Raw genomic sequence first — 20,133 nt, forward strand, 5'->3', positions numbered from 1 at the left:
GATAACAAAAAACCCCGATAAATCGGGGCTTTAGATAACTGAACCCTATAACCGCACCTGCGGTTCGGAGAACCTTCCGAAAGAATTTTTTTCAAATCCAGCTACGAAGGCCTAAGTCTTCACAGTATATTTGAAAAAGAACTCTAAGGGAAAGTGGTTGCGGGGGCCGGATTTGAACCGACGACCTTCGGGTTATGAGCCCGACGAGCTACCAGGCTGCTCCACCCCGCGCCTGAAACGTGGCAAATTTTACTCGTTTTGGGTAAAAAATGCAAATACTGCTGGGATTTGGTACCGAGACGGGACGTAAAATCTGCGCACAGTATATTGATTCACTATGCGTTATGTCAACCTTGTTACGACTATGCAAATCAATGAATGCTGCCCAGCGCTAGCCCAGCAAGATAAATATGCCGCCCACGCCGTTATTTAACGAAATTATCACTAAACTCTTCCTGTCATCCAGAAAAGATGATTAAATGAAAACTCATTTATTTTGCATAAAAATGCAATTAGTATAATAAGCCGACCTCTTCACCAGTCTATCAAGCAGGGTTTTATTTTATGACGACGATTCTCAAGCATCTCCCGGTAGGTCAACGTATTGGTATCGCTTTTTCCGGCGGCCTGGACACCAGCGCAGCACTGCTGTGGATGCGACAAAAAGGGGCTGTCCCATATGCATATACTGCGAATTTGGGCCAGCCGGATGAGGATGACTATGACGCCATTCCTCGCCGTGCAATGGAATATGGTGCTGAGAATGCTCGCCTGGTAGATTGCCGTAAGCAGCTGGTTGCCGAAGGGATCGCTGCCATTCAGTGCGGTGCATTCCACAACACCACCGGCGGACTGACCTATTTCAATACCACCCCGCTGGGCCGTGCCGTGACCGGCACCATGCTGGTTGCCGCCATGAAAGAAGATGGCGTAAATATCTGGGGTGACGGTAGCACCTATAAAGGTAACGATATTGAACGTTTCTATCGTTACGGTCTGCTGACCAACGCCGAACTGCAGATTTACAAACCATGGCTGGATACCGATTTTATCGATGAACTCGGCGGTCGCCATGAGATGTCCGAATTTATGATTGCCTGTGGTTTCGACTACAAGATGTCCGTTGAGAAAGCGTACTCAACAGACTCCAATATGCTCGGCGCGACTCACGAAGCAAAAGATCTGGAATTCCTGAACTCCAGCGTCAAAATCGTTAACCCGATTATGGGCGTGAAGTTCTGGGATGAGAGCGTGAAGATCCCGGCAGAAGAAGTGACCGTGCGTTTTGAACAGGGTCATCCGGTTGCTCTGAACGGTAAAACCTTCAGCGACGACGTTGAGATGATGCTGGAAGCCAACCGTATCGGCGGCCGTCACGGTCTGGGTATGAGCGATCAGATTGAAAACCGTATCATTGAAGCGAAGAGCCGTGGCATCTACGAAGCCCCGGGGATGGCATTGCTGCATATCGCCTACGAGCGTCTGCTGACCGGTATTCACAACGAGGATACCATCGAGCAGTATCACGCGCACGGTCGCCAGCTGGGTCGTCTGCTGTATCAGGGCCGCTGGTTCGACTCTCAGGCGCTGATGCTGCGTGACGGTCTGCAGCGTTGGGTCGCCAGCCAGATTACCGGCGAAGTCACGCTGGAACTGCGCCGCGGCAACGACTACTCGATCCTCAATACCGTGTCCGACAACCTGACTTATAAGGCTGAGCGTCTGACCATGGAGAAAGGCGAGTCAGTATTCTCACCTGACGATCGTATCGGTCAGTTGACCATGCGTAATCTGGATATCACCGATACCCGCGAGAAGCTGTTCGGCTATGCGCAGTCTGGCCTGCTGACAGCCTCTTCCGCAACCGGCCTGCCGCAGGTTGAGAATCTGGAAAATAAGGCGAAGTAAAGATTCACTATCTTAAGGCCGCGAAAGCGGCCTTTTTTATGCGCGGAATATAGGATGTCTGTAGGCCTGATAAGCGTAGCGCCATCAGGCGTTGTAATAATGTCGAATGGCGGCGTTAACGCCTTATCCGACCTACAGGATAGCCATAAATAACAGACGAAAAAAAAGACGCTTTGCAGCGTCTTTTTTTTTGGAATTTGGTACCGAGGATGGGACTCGAACCCACAAGCCCGTTAGGGCACTACCACCTCAAGGTAGCGTGTCTACCAATTCCACCACCTCGGTACAGAATACTTAGCGTGGGATATCGCTGGTCGGCTGAGCCGGAGCAGCTGGCTGAGTTTGCTCGGTTTTCGCCGGTGCGCTCAGATTTTCCCACTCACTTCCTTTATTGGTCTTATTGCTGTTCATGTTACCCAGCACCAGACTGATAATGAAGAACAAGGTTCCCAATACAGCTGTCATACGGGTCATGAAGTTACCAGAACCACTTGAACCAAACAGAGTACCAGAAGCGCCTGCGCCAAAAGAGGCTCCCATATCAGCGCCTTTGCCTTGCTGCAGCATGATCAAGCCTACCAGGCCAATTGCCACAATAAGGAAAACTACTAAAAGAGCTTCGTGCATAATCAACCTGTTCCTTGCGGAGTTGCCGCGTACAATGCTTCGACCATTAAAGCGGGAATATTTACTGTTTCCCACTGAAGCGGGTGTGAATACTAACCAAAGCGAATAACCTTCGCAAGGGCAATTTGTTAGCATTGTATCAACTGCGGAAAAAATCGCCATATCAATCAAAAACGCAGCAATTTCTCCCAGCATCTCTGCATGACTGCGCGTTGATCGTCAAGGTTAGCCCATACCACAACGGGGATTTCACAAATCAGGTCTGTATTTTCTGGCCAGCAGTGAATAATTTGCTGATTCACCAACTCTTCCGCCACCATCGATTCAGGTAACCAGGCCATTCCCATATGGCGCAGTACCATTTCTCGTATCGTTTCGCTTAAACCACTCTCAAATACTTTTTTTAGCCGTGGGCGGACGCGTTGTTCTGCCGACTCAATAATACGTCTGACAAAGGTGTAGTCGCTGTAGCATAGCCACGGAATCGGAGCATGCGGATCATTAAGCGCATCAGCCAACTGGGCTGAAATAACCGGTATAAATCGCTCATACCGCCATAGTGAACGTTTTAACCCTCCGGCGATCTCCAGCCCCGGCTGGGCAGACGGTAAATCGTAGGTCACCAGTAAATCAATTTGCCGGTTCATCAGGGCATTGAAGTGGTTGTCTATCCCCTGGATACTGGCGTTGACCGTAAAGTTTAACTGCGGCTCACTCTGTCGCAGGTAGTTGATCATATCCGGCAGGATATTCACCGACAGCGTATGCAGGCTGACCATCACCAGCGTGTTATCCGTTGCTGGCGTCATCGCCGACAGCTCATGGCGTGCCTCTGTTAACGTGCTGAGAACGTGCCGGGCATAAGGTTCAAAGCGTTCACCATAGCGCGTCAGCGTGACAGGGGTCGTTGTCCGGTCAAACAAAGGTACGCCCAGCACCTCTTCCAGCGCCTTTATACGCCGACTCAACGCAGGTTGAGTAATATGCCGCTGCGCCGCGGCCTGAGAGTAGTTTCCATGCTGGCTCAAGGCCAGAAAATCTTCCAGCCACTTACAATCCACGTTGTGCTCTCCGCCATGCCATAACCGCATCCTCCAATAACAAATCGGTAATAGTCATAGTTATAGTAATGGCTTTATGGTGGGCATCATAACAACAATATTTCGTTTCACCTGCCGACTCTCACCCTCGACGTTTGACAGGACCGCTATGTTTACTTTATTGACCAATGCCCGTGTTTTTTCTCCTGAGGATTTAGGCCTCTGCTCCCTGCTCATTCATGCCGACCGAATTGTGGCGGTAGAAAAAGATATTTCGCTCTTTGATGGCGTCAAAGAGGTCATCGATTGTCGGGGTAAATGGGTTATCCCTGGTATCATCGATCAGCATGTCCATCTTACCGGTGGCGGCGGGGAAGCCGGGTTTGCCAGTCGGACGCCAGCCGTCAAGCTGCGCGATCTGATTCAGGCAGGTATTACCACGGTGGTTGGTGTGTTAGGCACCGATGCCATTTCTCGTTCACCCAAAGATCTCTACGCTAAAATGCAGTCTCTCAACCTTGAGGGATTACGCGCGTTTATGCACACGGGAGCCTACGCCGTTCCCAGCCCAACTATTACGCGATCCATCCGCGATGATATGGCCTTCATTCCGGCAATTCTTGGTGTAAAAATCGCCCTCGCCGATCACCGCGGTTCTTACCCCTCTTTCCAGGAGTTGCTGAGGATAGTGAGCGATATTCGCGTCGCTTCCCTGCTGGCTGGGAAAAAGGGCTTGCTGCATGTGCACCTGGGGAATCTGCCGGAAGGGATGTCGCAACTTATTGAGCTGTGTGATGCGGGTATTCCGATTCACCATATTTCACCGACGCATGTTGCGAGAACTGAACCCTTGTTCGAACAGGCGATTGCTTTCGCCCATCGCGGCGGCCATATCGACGTTACGTCTGGCGGCAGCCGCTTTACACCTCAGGAACAGGCGATCCTCCACGCCCTGGAAGCGCAGGTTCCGGCGGATCGCATCACGATCAGTTCTGACGGCAATGGCAGCGTTCCGCGCTTTAACGCTCAGGGTATCGTTGAAGGTTTAAGCGCGGCACCGGTCGCAGGCAATCTTAACCTGCTTCCTCGCCTGATTGATGTCGGGATTCCGGTGTCACAGGCCATCGCGATGCTGACGGCAAACGTTGCGCGCTCGCTGGGTATTTCCGGGGGCGTGCTCTGCGCCGGAGAACGTGCTGATATCTGTGTACTCAATGATGACCTCTCGCTGGCCCATCTGTTTGCCGCGGGTAAACCGTTGCTGCGGGATGGCGAGTGCCTGGTTACCGGCAACTTCGAGTAAGGGGGCAAGAATGTCATTGCTACTGGCGCTAATCGCCATCATTTTTGCCGGACGTCTGATCCTCAAAAAATATCACCCCCAGTCGGTACTGTTATTGACCGGGATTGTGCTGTTGCTTATCGCGCATTTTAGCGGAATGACCCCACTCAGTGGCCTGGTGAAAAAGAGCACCGGATTTGGCCCCTTTGACGCCTTTGAGTTTATTCGCGATACCCTGAGCGTGCGTCTCGGCGGCCTCGGGCTGCAAATTATGTTGATTGGTGGCTTCGCTACCTATATGTCGGCCATTGGCGCAAGCCAGGTGCTGGTTCGGGTGACTTCTCGTCCGTTGCAGCGTCTGAACTCGCCTTATCTGCTGTTGGGACTGGCGCTGCTGCTGGGTCAATTCCTGTCGCTGTTTATCAGCAGCGCTACCGGACTGGGCCTGTTGCTAATGGCGACGCTTTACCCACTGCTGACCCGACTGGGCTGCAGTCGCGCCGCCGTTGCCGCCGTTATCGCCAGTACCTGTGCGGTTGAGTTTGGTCCCGGTTCCGGCAACTCAGTTCTCGCCGCCAAAACCGCAGGTATCGAGGTCGTGAACTATTTCGTGCAGGATCAGTTGCCGATCGTTGTCCCCGTTATCCTTTTCATCGCGCTGCTGCATATTGTTGTGCAACGCTTTTTCGACCATCGGGAAAGTGGCGACAATGCAGCTCAGCAAATGCAGACATTAACGTCGACCGAAGAAGCCGACGCCCCGATCGGCTGGCTGTTTTTACCCATGCTGCCGCTGGTGTTGATGCTGGTGTGCAGCGATTTAGTGTTCAGCTCGCTCAAAATTACGCTGGATACCGCCGTACTGATAAGCCTCGCTATTACGCTGGTTTGTGAGTACTGCCGTCATCGCAAGGCGCGCGAGGTGATGGCTGGCGTACAAAAGGTTTTCGACAGCATGGGCAGCGTTTTTGCCACCGTCGTGACGCTGATTATCGCCGGTGAAGTTTTTTCCGCCGGACTGAAAGCCATTGGTGCCGTTGACGCACTGTTGTCACTTTCCGGTGAATTTGGCCTCAGCGCCGCCTCTATTATCCTGCTGATGACCCTGATCACCTTCGCAATTTCAGCGCTGATGGGCTCCGGGAATGCGGCATTTTTCTCCTTCGCACCCATGGTGCCGGACATCAGCCGTCATATCGGTAGCGATATCGCTGTCATGATGTTGCCTATCCAGATCTCGGCGGGTATTGGTCGTACGCTATCGCCCATCGCCGGCGTAATCATTGCTATCGCAGGGATTGCAGGTGTCTCGCCTGTGGATATTGTTAAGCGTACCGCGATTCCGATGCTGGGCGGTTGGCTACTGATGATTACGTTAACCTTTGCCCGGTCTGGGCATCTGCTGGCGGTTCTGCCGTGGCTGGCAGTCCTTGTGCTACTGATGGTCGGTGGTTACTTCTGGCAGCGCCGACGTAAACGGCAGCTTGCCGTACAGTAAAAAAAGCCGGAGTCTCAGACTCCGGCTTTCACTTTCTTCGGAATTACGCCGCTTTCACAGCATCGGCAATACGGTGGGCGAATTCAGTCACCTGCGCTTCGTCTTCACCTTCAACCATCACACGAATTAACGGTTCGGTACCAGACTTACGCAGCAGTACGCGTCCACGGTTACCCAGCGCCGCTTCCACTTCCGCCATCACCGCTTTCACGTTTTCATGTTCCAGTGGATCGCCGCTACCTGCTGTGTATCGTACGTTAACCAGCAGCTGTGGGAACATTTTCATGCCGCTGCACAGGTCGTGCAGGCTCATATGGTTGCGTACCATCGCCGCCAGCACCTGCAGACCCGCCACGATACCGTCACCAGTGGTGGTTTTGTCCAGCAGGATCACATGACCTGAGTTTTCGGCACCGATACGCCAGCCTTTTTCCTGCATTTTTTCCAGCACATAGCGGTCGCCAACTTTTGCACGGGCAAACGGAATACCCAACTGTTTCAGCGCCAGCTCGAGGCCCATGTTGCTCATCAGCGTACCTACCGCGCCACCGCGCAGCTGACCCTGACGCAGGGCTTCACGGGCGATGATGTACATGATCTGATCGCCATCGACCTTATTACCTTCGTGGTCAACCATAATGACACGGTCGCCATCGCCATCCAGCGCAATACCCAGATCGGCTTTTTCCGCAATCACGCGCGCCTGCAGAGCACGGACGTCGGTGGCGCCGACTTCTTCATTGATATTCACACCGTTTGGCTCACAGCCAATGGCAATCACGTTTGCACCCAGTTCACGCAGTACATTTGGCGCAATGTGGTACGTCGCACCGTTAGCGCAATCCACCACAATTTTAAGCTCATTCAGACTCAGTTCGTTCGGGAAGGTGCCTTTGCAAAACTCGATATAGCGACCGGCAGCATCAACGATACGCGTGGCTTTACCCAGTTCAGCGGAATCCACGCAGGTGATCGCTTTTTCCATCTCGGCTTCAATGGCTTCTTCCACTGCATCCGGCAGTTTAGTCCCGTCGGTAGAGAAGAATTTAATCCCGTTGTCATAGTACGGGTTGTGCGAAGCGGAGATAACAATCCCGGCCTCAGCACGGAAGGCGCGCGTCAGATATGCAACGGCGGGTGTTGGCATTGGCCCTGTGAATGAGGCTGAGAGTCCGGCGGCAGCCAGGCCCGCTTCCAGCGCAGACTCCAGCATATAGCCGGAAATACGCGTATCTTTACCGATAATAATTTTACGTGAACCATGACGAGCAAGCACTTTCCCTGCAGCCCAGCCCAGCTTGAGCACAAAGTCAGGAGTAATTGGGGCATCGCCTACGCGACCGCGGATCCCATCAGTGCCAAAATATTTACGATTACTCATAGCGTTTTTTTTCCTTTGCAGACAATGTGGCTTCCACCACACGCATCGCTTCTACGGTTTCTTTGACGTCATGGACACGAACGATCTGCGCCCCCTGCATTGCGGCAATCACCGCGCACGCAAGGCTACCGCTCAGGCGTTCAGATGGCCCCACATTCAGTAACTGGCCAACCATTGATTTTCGTGACATCCCAACCAGCAATGGCAGATTAAAATGATGAAACTCAGACAAACGTGCCAGTAATGTGTAGTTGTGAGTGAGATTTTTACCGAATCCGAATCCGGGGTCGAGCAACAATTTATCTTTTGTGATTCCAGCCCGCTCGCAACGTGCTATTTGCTCAACAAAGTAATGGTTTACCTCAGCAAAAACATCCTCATACTTTGGCGCTTCCTGCATGGTTTTCGGCTGCCCCTGCATATGCATCAGGCAAACCGGTAATCCGGTCTCCGCTGCGGCTTCCAGCGCTCCAGGCTCCGAGAGTGAGCGAATATCATTGATGATATGCGCGCCAACTCTGGCGCATTCGCGAATCACTTCGGGTTTTGAGGTATCGACCGAAATCCACACTTCAAAACGCTGAGCAATCGCCTCGACCACTGGGATCACTCGCTGCAACTCTTCTTCCACACTCACATCAGCCGCGCCCGGACGAGTGGACTCACCGCCCACATCAATGATAGTCGCCCCGGCGTTAATCATCAGGTTTGCGTGTTTTACCGCCTCAACCAGAGAGTTGTGCGCTCCACCATCGGAAAATGAGTCTGGCGTGACGTTCAAAATCCCCATGACGTGCGGATGGCTGAGATCCAGTGAAGAACCCTGAGCAAAGAGTTTCATAGTTTTATCCCTGGTAAAATCTTGAATATGCAGATAAGAAAAACCCCGGAGCAAGCCCCAGGGTTTTCAATTAAAACACGGTCATCATCAACGATAACTTATTTGTCGCCCAGTTGCTCTGACATAGTGCCAGAGTCCGGCGCACGCGGTTCATCAACCGGACGCGGTGCACTCGGCTTACCGGTGCTACCAGAGTTGTTGTTAGAAGAACCCGGTTCTTCCCAACCCGCTGGCGGACGTACGTCGCGGCGAGCCATTAGATCGTCAATCTGCGGCGCATCGATGGTCTCATATTTCATGAGCGCATCTTTCATTGAGTGCAGAATGTCCATGTTTTCGTTCAGCAAACGACGTGCACGGTCATAGTTACGCTCAATCAGCAGCTTAACTTCCTGATCGATAATGCGAGCGGTTTCATCGGACATGTGTTTCGCTTTCGCCACAGAACGTCCCAGGAACACTTCGCCTTCTTCTTCAGCGTACAGCAACGGACCGAGTTTATCGGAGAAGCCCCACTGAGTAACCATGTTACGCGCCAGGTTAGTCGCGACTTTAATGTCGTTCGACGCACCGGTAGAAACATGTTCAGCACCGTAGATGATCTCTTCCGCCAGACGGCCACCGTACAGTGTGGAGATCTGACTTTCCAGTTTCTGACGGCTGGCGCTGATTGCGTCGCCTTCAGGCAGGAAGAAGGTCACACCCAGCGCACGACCGCGCGGGATAATCGTTACTTTGTGCACCGGATCGTGTTCCGGTACCAGGCGACCGATAATCGCGTGGCCAGCTTCGTGATACGCGGTAGATTCTTTCTGCGCTTCCGTCATCACCATGGAGCGACGTTCCGCACCCATCATGATTTTGTCTTTCGCTTTTTCGAACTCAACCATCGACACTACGCGCTTGTTGCCACGAGCAGCAAACAGCGCCGCTTCGTTCACCAGGTTCGCGAGGTCCGCACCGGAGAAGCCAGGCGTGCCACGTGCAATGATTGCCGCATCGATATCCGGAGACAGCGGTACGCGACGCATATGCACTTTCAGGATCTGTTCACGACCGCGAACGTCTGGCAGACCAACCACAACCTGACGGTCGAAACGGCCTGGACGCAGCAGCGCAGGGTCAAGCACATCCGGACGGTTAGTTGCTGCGATAACGATAATACCTTCATTACCTTCGAAGCCGTCCATCTCAACCAGCATCTGGTTCAGCGTCTGTTCACGTTCATCGTGACCACCGCCCAGACCTGCGCCACGCTGGCGACCTACGGCGTCGATTTCATCGATGAAGATGATGCACGGTGCCGCTTTCTTGGCTTGTTCGAACATGTCACGCACACGAGATGCACCGACACCCACGAACATTTCCACGAAATCAGAACCGGAAATTGTGAAGAATGGAACCTTCGCTTCACCTGCGATAGCTTTCGCCAGCAGGGTTTTACCCGTACCCGGAGGACCAACCATCAGGACGCCTTTCGGGATTTTACCGCCCAGCTTCTGGAAACGGCTCGGTTCGCGCAGATACTCAACCAGCTCAGCGACTTCTTCTTTTGCTTCGTCACAACCCGCAACGTCAGCAAAAGTCGTTTTGATCTGATCTTCCGTCAGCATGCGCGCTTTGCTCTTGCCGAACGACATGGCACCTTTGCCACCACCGCCCTGCATCTGACGCATGAAGAAGATCCAGACACCAATCAGCAGCAGCATTGGGAACCAGGAAATGAAGATAGAAGCCAGCAGGCTCGGCTCTTCAGGTGGTTCGCCAACAACCTTGACGTTTTTGGTCAGCAGGTTATCAAGCAGCTTCGGATCGTTAACCGGGATGTAGGTCGTGTAACGGTTACTATCTTTCTTGGTAACGTTAATCTCACGTCCGTTGATCTTCGCTTCACGAACCTGGTCCTGATTGACCTCTTGCAGGAAGGTAGAGTAATCAACCTTACGGCCATTAGACTCGCTGGGCCCAAAGCTCTGGAATACTGACATCAGCACAACGGCAATGACCAGCCAGAGAATTAGGTTTTTCGCCATGTCACTCAAGGGATTAACCTCATATTACAACTGTGTTAAAAACAGCGTCAGGATACTCTATATCCAGTTTCTTTCAAACTTTCGTTTGAAATCTGCCGGTTATGGTTTACGCCCGGTCGCTACAATATACACTTCACGCGAACGGGCGCGAGAAGAGTCCGGCTTACGAACTTTGACCTTCGTAAACAGGGAGCGAATATCTCTTAGATACTCATCGAAGCCTTCGCCCTGGAACACCTTCACTACAAAACTACCACCTGGCGCTAATACATCACGAGCCATTCCAAGCGCCAGCTCTACCAGATACATGGCCCGGGGAATATCCACCGCCGGTGTTCCACACATATTTGGCGCCATATCAGACATGACAACTTGTACTTTACTGTCACCTACGCGTTCAAGTAACGCTTTCAGGACTAATTCATCACGAAAGTCGCCCTGAAGGAAGTCCACACCAACGATTGGATCCATAGGTAAAAGATCGCAAGCGATAATGCGGCCGGTGTTACCGATCTGCGTAACTGCATATTGCGACCAGCCACCGGGTGCAGCACCGAGATCAACTATCGTCATCCCTGGTTTAAAAATTTTGTCACTTTGCTGTATTTCATCAAGTTTAAACCAGGCACGGGAACGTAACCCCTTTTTCTGCGCCTGTTGAACATATTTATCGCTAAAGTGTTCCTGAAGCCAGCGACTCGAGCTGGCAGAACGCTTTTTACCTGTCATTTCACATTCCCAAAGGGCAGTTCATCGTAACCAATGGTGTAAATTTCTACACAGCTATTTGGTGATATATGGGAGATGGCGGTAGAATGACCCGTTTTCAATCCCAACGTAAGCAAAAATATACGATGAATCTGAGTACTAAACAAAAACAGCACCTGAAAGGTCTGGCACATCCGCTCAAGCCTGTAGTTATGCTTGGCAATAATGGTTTGACCGAAGGGGTACTGGCCGAGATTGAACAAGCGTTAGAGCACCATGAACTTATCAAGGTGAAAATCGCCTCGGAAGATCGCGATACTAAAACCTTGATCGTGGAAGCTATCGTACGCGAAACCGGCGCCTGCAATGTACAGGTCATCGGCAAAACGCTGGTACTGTATCGCCCGACTAAAGAACGTAAAATCTCGCTGCCACGCTAAGAATATCCCAAAGTTGCACACGAAGTTTGTGTAAAACGCGGGGTTTTCCGCTAGCAGGAGAGCAAAATGCCACGCTCTCTTCGTTGATAAAAGGCCGCTATGCGGCCTTTTTCCTTTCTTTACAATGTATCAACATCTTAACCAAGATGCGAATTACAGGTATTCTACCTTCGTCACTTCATATTCCACTTCGCCGCCCGGCGTTTTGATAACTACGACGTCATCCTGCTCTTTACCGATCAGGCCACGAGCGATAGGCGAGTTCACTGAAATCAGGTTCTGTTTAAAATCGGCTTCATCATCGCCGACAATACGCCAGGTCTGCTCTTCATCGTTATCGAGATTCAGAACGGTAACCGTCGCACCGAAAACAACGCGGCCATTGTTCGGCATTTTAGTAACGTCGATTACCTGCGCGTTGGACAGTTTAGCTTCGATATCTTTAATGCGTCCTTCGCAGAAACCCTGCTGTTCGCGCGCCGCGTGATACTCCGCGTTCTCTTTCAGGTCACCGTGCTCACGCGCTTCAGCGATAGCGGCAATAATTTCAGGACGGCGCACAGATTTCAGAAAATCCAGCTCTTCGCGCAGTTTTTCAGCACCACGTAAGGTCATCGGGATAGCTTGCATTTGTTATACCTCTTGAACATTCCTGTAGGGGGTAGTTGCTCTCACCCCGGCTGCTAAGCCCACCCTGGCGTGTGTCATGCCAGAGTCAGAAGCAAAAAAATACCGACCCGGGGCTCAAGGTCCCAGGTCAGCTACAATTCTCTATTTGATGATCATTTTACCCTGGAGTTCCTTATGGGTCATCGTTTACTTTTTGGGGCGTTGCGCCGTAGTATGACGGCCTGTTTCCAGGTTGTTAGCGCGAGATTATGCGATTTTCCAGATTTACCATCGGATTGACTGCCAGTATAGCGTTCAGCGTTCAGGCTGCGAACGTCGACGAGTATATCAATCAGCTCCCTGCCGGGGCCAACCTCGCCCTTATGGTACAGAAGGTTGGCGCACCTGCACCCGCTATTGATTTTCATAGCCAGCAGATGGCGCTGCCCGCCAGTACCCAGAAAGTAATCACCGCGCTGGCGGCATTGATTCAGCTCGGGCCTGACTTTCGTTTTACCACCACGCTTGAGACCAAAGGCAGCGTGGAAGGCGGCGTATTGAAGGGTGACTTAGTGGCACGATTTGGTGCCGATCCGACGCTAAAACGCCAGGATATTCGCAATATGGTGGCAACCCTGAAAAAATCAGGTGTGACGCAAATTGCCGGGAATGTCCTGATCGACACCTCTATTTTTGCCAGTCATGATAAAGCGCCCGGTTGGCCCTGGAACGACATGACGCAGTGTTTTAGCGCACCGCCCGCAGCGGCTATTGTCGATAGAAACTGTTTCTCGGTTTCACTCTACAGCGCGCAAAAACCCAACGATCTCGCCTTTATTCGCGTGGCATCTTATTACCCGGTCACCATGTTCAGTCAGGTGCGTACTCTCGCCCGAGGTTCTGCGGAAGCGCAATATTGTGAACTGGATGTAGTTCCCGGCGATCTCAACCGCTATACGCTGACCGGATGCCTGCCACAACGTGCCGATCCGCTGCCGCTGGCGTTCGCCATTCAGGACGGTGCCAGCTATGCCGGGGCAATTATCAAAGATGAGCTAAAACAAGCAGGTATCACCTACAGCGGTACACTGCTGCGCCAGACGTTGGTCAACGAACCAGGAACGGTGGTCGCCAGTAAACAGTCTGCGCCGCTACATGACCTGCTTAAGATTATGCTGAAAAAATCGGACAACATGATTGCCGATACCGTTTTCCGTATGATTGGTCATGCCCGATTTAACGTGCCGGGCACCTGGCGGGCGGGTTCTGACGCCGTGCGCCAGATTTTGCGTCAGCAGGCAGGCGTCGATATCGGCAACACTATTATTGCCGACGGTTCTGGCCTCTCCCGCCATAACCTGATTGCCCCAGCGACCATGATGCAGGTGCTGCAATATATCGCTCAACACGATAACGAGCTGAACTTTATCACTATGCTGCCACTGGCGGGCCACGACGGCTCTCTGCAATACCGTGCGGGTCTGCATCAGGCTGGTGTGGATGGCAAAGTATCGGCGAAGACAGGCTCGCTGCAGGGGGTTTATAACCTCGCAGGTTTCATCACCACGGCAAGCGGCCAACGCATGGCATTCGTGCAGTATTTATCTGGTTATGCGGTAGAGCCAGCTGACCAGCGTAATCGCCGTATTCCGTTGGTGCGCTTCGAGAGCCGGTTGTACAAGGATATTTATCAGAACAACTGAGTGCATTATTGCCGGATGTCGACGCTAACGCGTCTTATCCGGCCTACGATATGATGCCGTCCGTAGGCCGGATAAGCGCTAGCGCCATCCGGCGACGAGATTAACGCTTGTAGATGAACTCAACGCCTTCTTCGTCGTCTTCGTCCCAATCGTCATCCCAGTCATCTTCCGCTTCGTCTTCGACTTCAGCGAGCTGCTGGCGGTGATAATCATCCCACATGAACTCAACTTTCTCTGGCTGTTTCGCTTCTTCAGCCTGAACAATCGGGTTCTCGATGATAAAGGTCATCACATCCCAGCAGAGATCTTTCACGCCCAGCTGGCTGGCGGCAGAGATCAGGTAATATTTACCTTCCCAACCCAACGCTTCGGCGATCGCTTTCGCTTTCTCTTCCGCTTCAGCCTTGTCCATCAAATCAATTTTGTTGAACACTAACCAGCGCGGTTTAGATGCCAAATCCTGACTGTATTTTTCCAGTTCGCCAATAATGATACGGGCGTTTTCAACTGGATCAGAGCCATCAATCGGATCGATATCGATGAGGTGAAGCAGTACACGGCAACGTTCCAGGTGTTTCAGGAAGCGGATGCCCAGGCCTGCGCCTTCAGCCGCGCCTTCAATCAGTCCCGGAATGTCGGCAACCACGAAGCTCTTTTCGTTGTCCATACGCACCACGCCCAGGCTCGGCACCAGGGTGGTAAACGGATAATCAGCGACTTTCGGCTTCGCCGCGGACACCGCACGGATAAAGGTCGATTTCCCAGCGTTTGGCATGCCCAGCATACCCACGTCCGCCAGCAGCATCAGCTCCAGCATCAGATCGCGCTTATCACCCGGCGTACCCATTGTTTTCTGACGCGGAGTACGGTTAACCGAGGATTTGAAACGGGTGTTGCCCAGACCGTGCCAGCCACCTTTAGCGACCATCAGACGCTGACCATGTTTGGTCATGTCGCCCATGGTTTCGCCCGTGCCCTGATCGATAACACGCGTACCAACAGGTACTTTAATGGTAACGTCTTTGCCACGCTTACCGGTGCAATCACGGCTCGCGCCATTCTGACCACGTTCCGCACGGAATGATTTTTCAAAACGGTAATCGATCAGCGTGTTCAGGTTTTCGTCGGCTTCCAGCCAAACGTCACCACCGTCACCACCATCACCACCGTCCGGACCGCCTTTTGGGATGTACTTTTCGCGGCGGAAGCTGACGCAACCATTACCGCCATCACCTGCAACGACCAGAATCGATGCTTCATCAACAAACTTCATTTTACTCTCCGTAAATCATTCGCCTGAGCGGGGTTGCGAAACCACCGTTTCATGCTTACGTAAACCGCCCCAAATTCGATGACCAATGGCGGAATACATCGCGCCCGCAACCACGATAAACGCACCGAGATAACCTAATAGGTTTAGCATCGGTCTGGCGAAGAAATCGGGCCAGGCCAGTGATAATAAATCTGAAAATAACAACGTAAACAGCGGTGTGAGCGTGATAAGAGCGCTCACCTGCGCCGCCTGCCAACGCGCCATCGCTTCCGCGAGAGCGCCATATCCTACCAGCGTATTCAGGCCGCAGAATACCAGGCATGCCAGCTGCCAGTCGCTGAGCTGCGTGATGACACCGGGTTTAGCCAGCGGCAACAACGCAATCGTACATAAAGTGTACAGTAAAAACAGGATCTGCGGTGATGCCAGGCGGCGCAATAACACCTTTTGCGCGACCCCATAACTCACCCAGACCATCGCCGCACCGACACCAAAGATAACGCCCCATGTGTAATCGGTGAGTCGGGTAAAAATTTCGATCAGACTGGTATTAAAAAACAGGACCAGGCCGCTCAGAAGCATAATGGCGCCAATCACCTGCGTGCCGCGCATCTTTTCTTTCAGGATAAAGACGCTGGCGATCATCATACCAACCGGTGACAGCTGACCGATAACCTGCGAAGCCGTTGGGCTCAAATACTGCAAGGATGAACTAAACAGAATGAAGTTACCGAACAACCCACCGGTTGCAATAGCCAGCAACACCAGCCAACGCGCTTTGCGAAAAATACGCAACGGAGGGAGCTTTTTTTTAACCGCAAGAATAGCGCCAAGGCCAACGCTTGCCATTAAAAAACGGTAGAACACCACGGTAGGAGGCTCCATCACCTCCAGCACTTGCTTCATTGCTATTGGCAAAGCGCCCCAACATACTGCCGTTGTGAGTGCTAACAGAATACCAATGCCTGCCTGCTGCTTCATGCCGTATTCCCTGCAAGGGCTCGTTTCCGGGTTGTCACGGCGCGACGAGCGTATTTACCGGCCGTCGAATGTAAAAAGCCCCGCAACGTGTTGCGGGGCTTTTATCCGTTACCGGGACGCGAAAAACTTATTCAGCAACGATGCTGATGAATTTACGGTTTTTCGGGCCTTTCACTTCAAATTTCACTTTACCGTCTGCTTTAGCAAACAGAGTGTGGTCTTTGCCGCAACCAACGTTGGAGCCAGCGTGGAATTTAGTACCACGTTGACGAACGATGATGCTACCAGCCAGAACTGTTTCACCGCCGAAGCGTTTTACGCCCAGACGTTTAGCTTCTGAATCGCGACCGTTACGAGTCGAGCCGCCAGCCTTTTTATGTGCCATTTAATCTGCTCCCCTTAACTTAAGCGCTGATGCCAGTGATTTTCACATCAGTGAACCACTGACGATGGCCCTGCTGCTTACGGTAGTGTTTACGACGACGAAACTTAACAATTTTAACTTTCTCGCCACGACCGTGAGCAACGACTTCAGCTTTGATAACGCCGCCATCAACGAAAGGAACGCCGATTTTGACTTCTTCACCGTTTGCGATCATCAGAACTTCTGCGAATTCAACAGATTCGCCAGTTGCGATGTCCAGCTTTTCCAGGCGAACGGTCTGACCTTCGCTTACTCGGTGTTGTTTACCACCACTTTGGAAAACCGCGTACATAAAAAACTCCGCTTCCGCGCACACCTTTTTGATGATTCAGAGTGCGCTATAAATATTCACAATAGGGCGCGAATATTACGCAAAACGCGAGCCTTTGACAAGTGCTACCGTCAATACATGAAGAAAAAAAACACAACACGTACGGTAACGTTTATCTACGGCGTTTTTTCAGTACAATCAGCATATATTTATAACCCTAAACCCGACGTTACCTTCCCACACAGTAAGGTAATCGGGGCGAGAAGCCCGGCTTTTGCGATGAATTTAGAAAAAATCAATGAGTTAACCGCGCAAGATATGGCGGGGGTCAATGCGACAATCCTTGAACAGCTCAATTCCGACGTTCAGTTGATCAATCAACTGGGGTACTACATCGTTAGCGGCGGCGGAAAACGCATTCGCCCAATGATCGCCGTCCTCGCCGCGCGGGCCGTTGGCTACCAGGAAAATGCGCACGTTACGATTGCGGCCCTCATCGAGTTTATCCACACAGCGACCCTACTGCACGACGATGTTGTGGATGAGTCAGACATGCGCCGTGGGAAAGCCACAGCAAATGCGGCGTTTGGTAATGCGGCCAGCGTGCTGGTTGGCGATTTTATCTATACCCGTGCATTTCAGATGATGACCAGCCTTGGCTCGTTGAAAGTGCTGGAAGTCATGTCGAAAGCAGTCAACGTCATTGCCGAAGGCGAAGTCTTGCAGTTGATGAACGTCAACGACCCGGACATCACCGAAGAAAACTATATGCGCGTCATCTACAGTAAGACCGCGCGTTTGTTTGAAGCGGCAGCCCAATGTTCAGGTATTCTGGCTGGCTGTAGCGAAGAACAAGAAAAAGGGTTGCAGGATTATGGCCGTTATCTCGGTACCGCTTTCCAGTTAATTGACGATTTGCTGGATTACAGCGCAGATGGCGAGCAGCTGGGTAAAAACGTCGGTGATGACCTCAACGAGGGTAAACCAACGCTGCCACTGCTGCATGCCATGCGCCACGGCACCCCAGAACAAGCGCTAATGATCCGCCAGGCCATTGAGCAAGGTAATGGTCGTCACCTTCTGGAACCGGTTCTGGAAGCGATGAACGCCTGTGGTTCTCTGGAATGGACCCGTCAGCGGGCAGAAGAAGAGGCTGATAAAGCCATCGCTGCGCTGCAGGTGCTGCCTGATACACCGTGGAGAGAAGCGCTGATTGGTCTGGCACATATTGCCGTACAGCGCGACCGTTAATTCCCTACAGCATCCTCCCTCATCCCGTGCCCTGCACGGGATTTTCTTATAAGTTCCAGTAATCATTTCCCCCTTCCAGATAATCACGAAGAACCTTGGCATATTCTGAATATACGCACACTTTACATGAACATTTTAGAACATTCGTTCTTCGGGCGTTATAGTGTCGGCACAACCGATCGTGAAACCGTAAGCCGTTAACCAAAGGAGAGATGAATTGATGGAAAGCAAGCTGATTGACTGGCATCCGGCCGACATCATCGCCGGACTGCGCAAGAAAGGGACCTCAATGGCCGCTGAATCACGTAAAAATGGATTGAGTTCATCAACGCTGGCCAATGCGTTAACGAGACCATGGCCAAAAGGTGAGTTGATTATCGCCCGGGCACTGGGAACTGACCCCTGGGTGATTTGGCCGTCACGCTATCACGATGCCAAAACGCATGAGTTCATCGACAGAACGCGGATGATGAGGAGTCGCAGAGAGAAAAAGAATCCGGAATGAACATTGAGCTGTAACCCCCGGCCAACTGAACTGGGGGTTACAAGAGACGTTGACGATTACTCGCCTTTCACGCGCTCAATGTTTGCGCCCAGCGCACGCAGTTTATCTTCGATGCGCTCATAGCCGCGATCGATGTGATAAATACGGTCGACTACCGTCGTACCTTCAGCAATACACCCTGCCAGCACCAGGCTTGCAGATGCGCGCAGATCGGTCGCCATAACCTGTGCGCCAGAGAGCGTTTCCACGCCGTGGCAAATCACGGTATTGCTTTCGATTTCTGCGTGAGCACCCATACGGCTCAGCTCAGGCACGTGCATAAAGCGGTTCTCAAACACGGTTTCCGTGATGAAGCCGGTCCCTTCAGCTACCAGGTTCAGCAACGTGAACTGGGCCTGCATGTCGGTAGGGAACGCCGGATGCGGTGCAGTACGCACATTGACGGCTTTCGGACGTTTACCGTGCATATCAAGGCTGATCCAATCATCACCCACTTCAATATCCGCACCCGCATCACGCAGCTTCGCCAGTACGGCATCCAGCGTGTCCGGCTGTGCATTACGGCAGATAATTTTGCCGCGAGAAATTGCCGCCGCCACCAGGAAGGTACCGGTTTCGATACGATCTGGCAGAACGCGATAAACACCACCGCCAAGACGCTCAACACCTTCGATGGTAATACGATCGGTGCCCTGACCCGTGATCTTCGCGCCCAGCGCAATCAGGAAGTTCGCGGTATCCACGATCTCCGGCTCGCGCGCGGCGTTTTCGATGATGGTAGTGCCTTCGGCAAGCGTTGCTGCGCACATGATGGTGACCGTCGCGCCGACGCTCACTTTGTCCATGACGATATGCGCGCCTTTCAGACGGCCCTCAACGGACGCCTTCACATAGCCTTCTTCCAGCTTAATAGTCGCGCCTAACTGCTCCAGGCCGGTAATGTGCAGGTCAACCGGACGTGCGCCGATGGTGCAGCCGCCCGGCAGTGAAACCTGGCCCTGACCAAAGCGGGCAACCAGCGGCCCGAGCGCCCAAATGGATGCACGCATGGTTTTCACCAGATCGTACGGCGCACAGAAGACGTTCACATCACGCGCATCGATGTGCACAGAACCATTACGCTCAACTTTCGCACCCAGCTGGCTCAGCAGCTTCATTGATGTGTCAACGTCCTTCAGTTTCGGGACGTTTTGGATCTCTACAGGTTCTTCAGCCAGCAGCGCCGCAAACAGGATCGGCAGTGCGGCGTTTTTAGCGCCTGAAATTGTGACTTCGCCCTGGAGCTTAGTTGGCCCCTGAACACGAAATTTATCCATTATTCTGTTCTCTGTTAAGAATTTATCTTCGCTACCGGCACA

Annotated in this window: 19 protein-coding genes and 2 tRNA genes; 7 read left to right on the forward strand and 14 right to left on the reverse strand. The window is 52.3% G+C overall.

Going from position 1 to position 20,133, the window contains the following annotated elements; all coding sequences use genetic code 11:
* Positions 1-154 precede the first annotated feature (154 nt).
* Positions 155-231: transfer RNA gene (locus OGY09_RS05260), tRNA-Met, on the reverse strand.
* A gap of 333 nt (positions 232-564) precedes the next feature.
* Between OGY09_RS05260 and argG the strand changes: the two genes are divergently transcribed.
* Complete coding sequence (gene argG, locus OGY09_RS05265; RefSeq protein ID WP_032945101.1) at positions 565-1,908, forward strand: argininosuccinate synthase; 1,344 nt, start codon at positions 565-567, stop codon at positions 1,906-1,908.
* Between the two features lie 198 nt (positions 1,909-2,106).
* Here argG and OGY09_RS05270 read toward each other — a convergent pair.
* The 3 genes from OGY09_RS05270 to OGY09_RS05280 form a co-directional block, all read right to left on the reverse strand.
* Positions 2,107-2,193, reverse strand: a tRNA-Leu gene (locus tag OGY09_RS05270).
* 9 nt (positions 2,194-2,202) lie between these two features.
* The gene (gene secG, locus OGY09_RS05275) at positions 2,203-2,535 is read right to left on the reverse strand and encodes a preprotein translocase subunit SecG (protein ID WP_003025000.1); all 333 of its coding nucleotides are present in this window, start codon (positions 2,533-2,535) and stop codon (positions 2,203-2,205) included.
* Between the two features lie 167 nt (positions 2,536-2,702).
* Complete coding sequence (locus OGY09_RS05280) at positions 2,703-3,596, reverse strand: LysR family transcriptional regulator (protein ID WP_032945102.1); 894 nt, start codon at positions 3,594-3,596, stop codon at positions 2,703-2,705.
* 148 nt (positions 3,597-3,744) lie between these two features.
* Here OGY09_RS05280 and iadA point away from each other — a divergent pair, with 148 nt between their 5' ends.
* Both iadA and dcuC read left to right on the forward strand, forming a co-directional pair.
* Positions 3,745-4,878 carry a beta-aspartyl-peptidase gene (gene iadA / locus OGY09_RS05285; RefSeq protein ID WP_032945104.1) on the forward strand — a complete coding sequence of 378 codons (1,134 nt, stop codon included), beginning with the start codon at positions 3,745-3,747 and terminating at the stop codon, positions 4,876-4,878.
* A gap of 10 nt (positions 4,879-4,888) precedes the next feature.
* Positions 4,889-6,355 (forward strand): C4-dicarboxylate transporter DcuC, encoded by a 1,467-nt coding sequence (dcuC, locus tag OGY09_RS05290; protein ID WP_032945106.1) that lies wholly within the window; start codon positions 4,889-4,891, stop codon positions 6,353-6,355.
* 43 nt (positions 6,356-6,398) lie between these two features.
* Here the strand turns inward: dcuC and glmM are convergent, their stop codons facing one another.
* From glmM to rlmE, 4 genes are all read right to left on the reverse strand, one after another.
* Positions 6,399-7,736, reverse strand: coding sequence for a phosphoglucosamine mutase (glmM, locus tag OGY09_RS05295; RefSeq protein WP_008785919.1), 1,338 nt, complete (start codon positions 7,734-7,736; stop codon positions 6,399-6,401).
* Positions 7,729-8,577 (reverse strand): dihydropteroate synthase, encoded by an 849-nt coding sequence (gene folP / locus OGY09_RS05300; RefSeq protein WP_020996352.1) that lies wholly within the window; start codon positions 8,575-8,577, stop codon positions 7,729-7,731. The genes glmM and folP overlap by 8 nt, the downstream gene beginning before the upstream one ends.
* A gap of 98 nt (positions 8,578-8,675) precedes the next feature.
* The gene (ftsH, locus tag OGY09_RS05305; RefSeq protein ID WP_003025013.1) at positions 8,676-10,610 is read right to left on the reverse strand and encodes an ATP-dependent zinc metalloprotease FtsH; all 1,935 of its coding nucleotides are present in this window, start codon (positions 10,608-10,610) and stop codon (positions 8,676-8,678) included.
* A gap of 99 nt (positions 10,611-10,709) precedes the next feature.
* A complete protein-coding gene (rlmE, locus tag OGY09_RS05310; protein ID WP_032945107.1) occupies positions 10,710-11,339 on the reverse strand; it encodes a 23S rRNA (uridine(2552)-2'-O)-methyltransferase RlmE in 630 nt (209 codons plus the stop codon).
* A 125-nt stretch (positions 11,340-11,464) separates the two neighbouring features.
* Here rlmE and yhbY point away from each other — a divergent pair, with 125 nt between their 5' ends.
* The gene (gene yhbY, locus OGY09_RS05315) at positions 11,465-11,758 is read left to right on the forward strand and encodes a ribosome assembly RNA-binding protein YhbY (protein ID WP_003025016.1); all 294 of its coding nucleotides are present in this window, start codon (positions 11,465-11,467) and stop codon (positions 11,756-11,758) included.
* A 153-nt stretch (positions 11,759-11,911) separates the two neighbouring features.
* Here the strand turns inward: yhbY and greA are convergent, their stop codons facing one another.
* Positions 11,912-12,388: a transcription elongation factor GreA gene (gene greA, locus OGY09_RS05320; protein WP_003025019.1), complete on the reverse strand. Its 477-nt coding sequence runs from the start codon at positions 12,386-12,388 to the stop codon at positions 11,912-11,914.
* 248 nt (positions 12,389-12,636) lie between these two features.
* On the opposite strand from greA, the gene dacB reads away from it, so the two are divergent.
* On the forward strand, positions 12,637-14,070 hold the full coding sequence (dacB, locus tag OGY09_RS05325) for a serine-type D-Ala-D-Ala carboxypeptidase (RefSeq protein ID WP_032945109.1): 1,434 nt from the start codon (positions 12,637-12,639) through the stop codon (positions 14,068-14,070).
* A 100-nt stretch (positions 14,071-14,170) separates the two neighbouring features.
* Here the strand turns inward: dacB and cgtA are convergent, their stop codons facing one another.
* From cgtA to rplU, 4 genes are all read right to left on the reverse strand, one after another.
* The gene (gene cgtA, locus OGY09_RS05330) at positions 14,171-15,343 is read right to left on the reverse strand and encodes an Obg family GTPase CgtA (RefSeq protein ID WP_003828732.1); all 1,173 of its coding nucleotides are present in this window, start codon (positions 15,341-15,343) and stop codon (positions 14,171-14,173) included.
* A gap of 15 nt (positions 15,344-15,358) precedes the next feature.
* The gene (locus tag OGY09_RS05335; protein ID WP_032945110.1) at positions 15,359-16,324 is read right to left on the reverse strand and encodes a DMT family transporter; all 966 of its coding nucleotides are present in this window, start codon (positions 16,322-16,324) and stop codon (positions 15,359-15,361) included.
* A 127-nt stretch (positions 16,325-16,451) separates the two neighbouring features.
* Positions 16,452-16,709, reverse strand: a complete 258-nt coding sequence (gene rpmA, locus OGY09_RS05340; RefSeq protein ID WP_003025030.1) for a 50S ribosomal protein L27 — start codon at positions 16,707-16,709, stop codon at positions 16,452-16,454.
* 19 nt (positions 16,710-16,728) lie between these two features.
* The gene (rplU, locus tag OGY09_RS05345; protein ID WP_003025032.1) at positions 16,729-17,040 is read right to left on the reverse strand and encodes a 50S ribosomal protein L21; all 312 of its coding nucleotides are present in this window, start codon (positions 17,038-17,040) and stop codon (positions 16,729-16,731) included.
* Between the two features lie 258 nt (positions 17,041-17,298).
* Between rplU and ispB the strand changes: the two genes are divergently transcribed.
* Both ispB and sfsB read left to right on the forward strand, forming a co-directional pair.
* Positions 17,299-18,270, forward strand: a complete 972-nt coding sequence (ispB, locus tag OGY09_RS05350; protein WP_003839953.1) for an octaprenyl diphosphate synthase — start codon at positions 17,299-17,301, stop codon at positions 18,268-18,270.
* Between the two features lie 220 nt (positions 18,271-18,490).
* On the forward strand, positions 18,491-18,775 hold the full coding sequence (gene sfsB, locus OGY09_RS05355) for a DNA-binding transcriptional regulator SfsB (protein WP_003025035.1): 285 nt from the start codon (positions 18,491-18,493) through the stop codon (positions 18,773-18,775).
* Between the two features lie 56 nt (positions 18,776-18,831).
* On the opposite strand, the gene murA is transcribed toward sfsB, so the two are convergent.
* Positions 18,832-20,091, reverse strand: coding sequence for a UDP-N-acetylglucosamine 1-carboxyvinyltransferase (gene murA, locus OGY09_RS05360; RefSeq protein ID WP_032945112.1), 1,260 nt, complete (start codon positions 20,089-20,091; stop codon positions 18,832-18,834).
* Between the last annotated feature and the right edge of the window lie 42 nt (positions 20,092-20,133).

Origin of the sequence: Citrobacter sp. Cpo071 (assembly GCF_030332765.1) — a bacterium.
Classification (GTDB): Bacteria; Pseudomonadota; Gammaproteobacteria; order Enterobacterales; family Enterobacteriaceae; genus Citrobacter; species Citrobacter portucalensis.

Coding starts and splice junctions, on each gene's coding strand:
- argG (WP_032945101.1), top strand. CDS start 565: ATGACGACGATTCTCAAGCATCTCCCGGTAGGTCAACGTATTGGTATC.
- secG (WP_003025000.1), bottom strand. CDS start 2,535: ATGCACGAAGCTCTTTTAGTAGTTTTCCTTATTGTGGCAATTGGCCTG.
- iadA (WP_032945104.1), top strand. CDS start 3,745: ATGTTTACTTTATTGACCAATGCCCGTGTTTTTTCTCCTGAGGATTTA.
- dcuC (WP_032945106.1), top strand. CDS start 4,889: ATGTCATTGCTACTGGCGCTAATCGCCATCATTTTTGCCGGACGTCTG.
- glmM (WP_008785919.1), bottom strand. CDS start 7,736: ATGAGTAATCGTAAATATTTTGGCACTGATGGGATCCGCGGTCGCGTA.
- folP (WP_020996352.1), bottom strand. CDS start 8,577: ATGAAACTCTTTGCTCAGGGTTCTTCACTGGATCTCAGCCATCCGCAC.
- ftsH (WP_003025013.1), bottom strand. CDS start 10,610: ATGGCGAAAAACCTAATTCTCTGGCTGGTCATTGCCGTTGTGCTGATG.
- rlmE (WP_032945107.1), bottom strand. CDS start 11,339: ATGACAGGTAAAAAGCGTTCTGCCAGCTCGAGTCGCTGGCTTCAGGAA.
- yhbY (WP_003025016.1), top strand. CDS start 11,465: ATGAATCTGAGTACTAAACAAAAACAGCACCTGAAAGGTCTGGCACAT.
- greA (WP_003025019.1), bottom strand. CDS start 12,388: ATGCAAGCTATCCCGATGACCTTACGTGGTGCTGAAAAACTGCGCGAA.
- dacB (WP_032945109.1), top strand. CDS start 12,637: ATGCGATTTTCCAGATTTACCATCGGATTGACTGCCAGTATAGCGTTC.
- cgtA (WP_003828732.1), bottom strand. CDS start 15,343: ATGAAGTTTGTTGATGAAGCATCGATTCTGGTCGTTGCAGGTGATGGC.
- OGY09_RS05335 (WP_032945110.1), bottom strand. CDS start 16,324: ATGAAGCAGCAGGCAGGCATTGGTATTCTGTTAGCACTCACAACGGCA.
- rpmA (WP_003025030.1), bottom strand. CDS start 16,709: ATGGCACATAAAAAGGCTGGCGGCTCGACTCGTAACGGTCGCGATTCA.
- rplU (WP_003025032.1), bottom strand. CDS start 17,040: ATGTACGCGGTTTTCCAAAGTGGTGGTAAACAACACCGAGTAAGCGAA.
- ispB (WP_003839953.1), top strand. CDS start 17,299: ATGAATTTAGAAAAAATCAATGAGTTAACCGCGCAAGATATGGCGGGG.
- sfsB (WP_003025035.1), top strand. CDS start 18,491: ATGGAAAGCAAGCTGATTGACTGGCATCCGGCCGACATCATCGCCGGA.
- murA (WP_032945112.1), bottom strand. CDS start 20,091: ATGGATAAATTTCGTGTTCAGGGGCCAACTAAGCTCCAGGGCGAAGTC.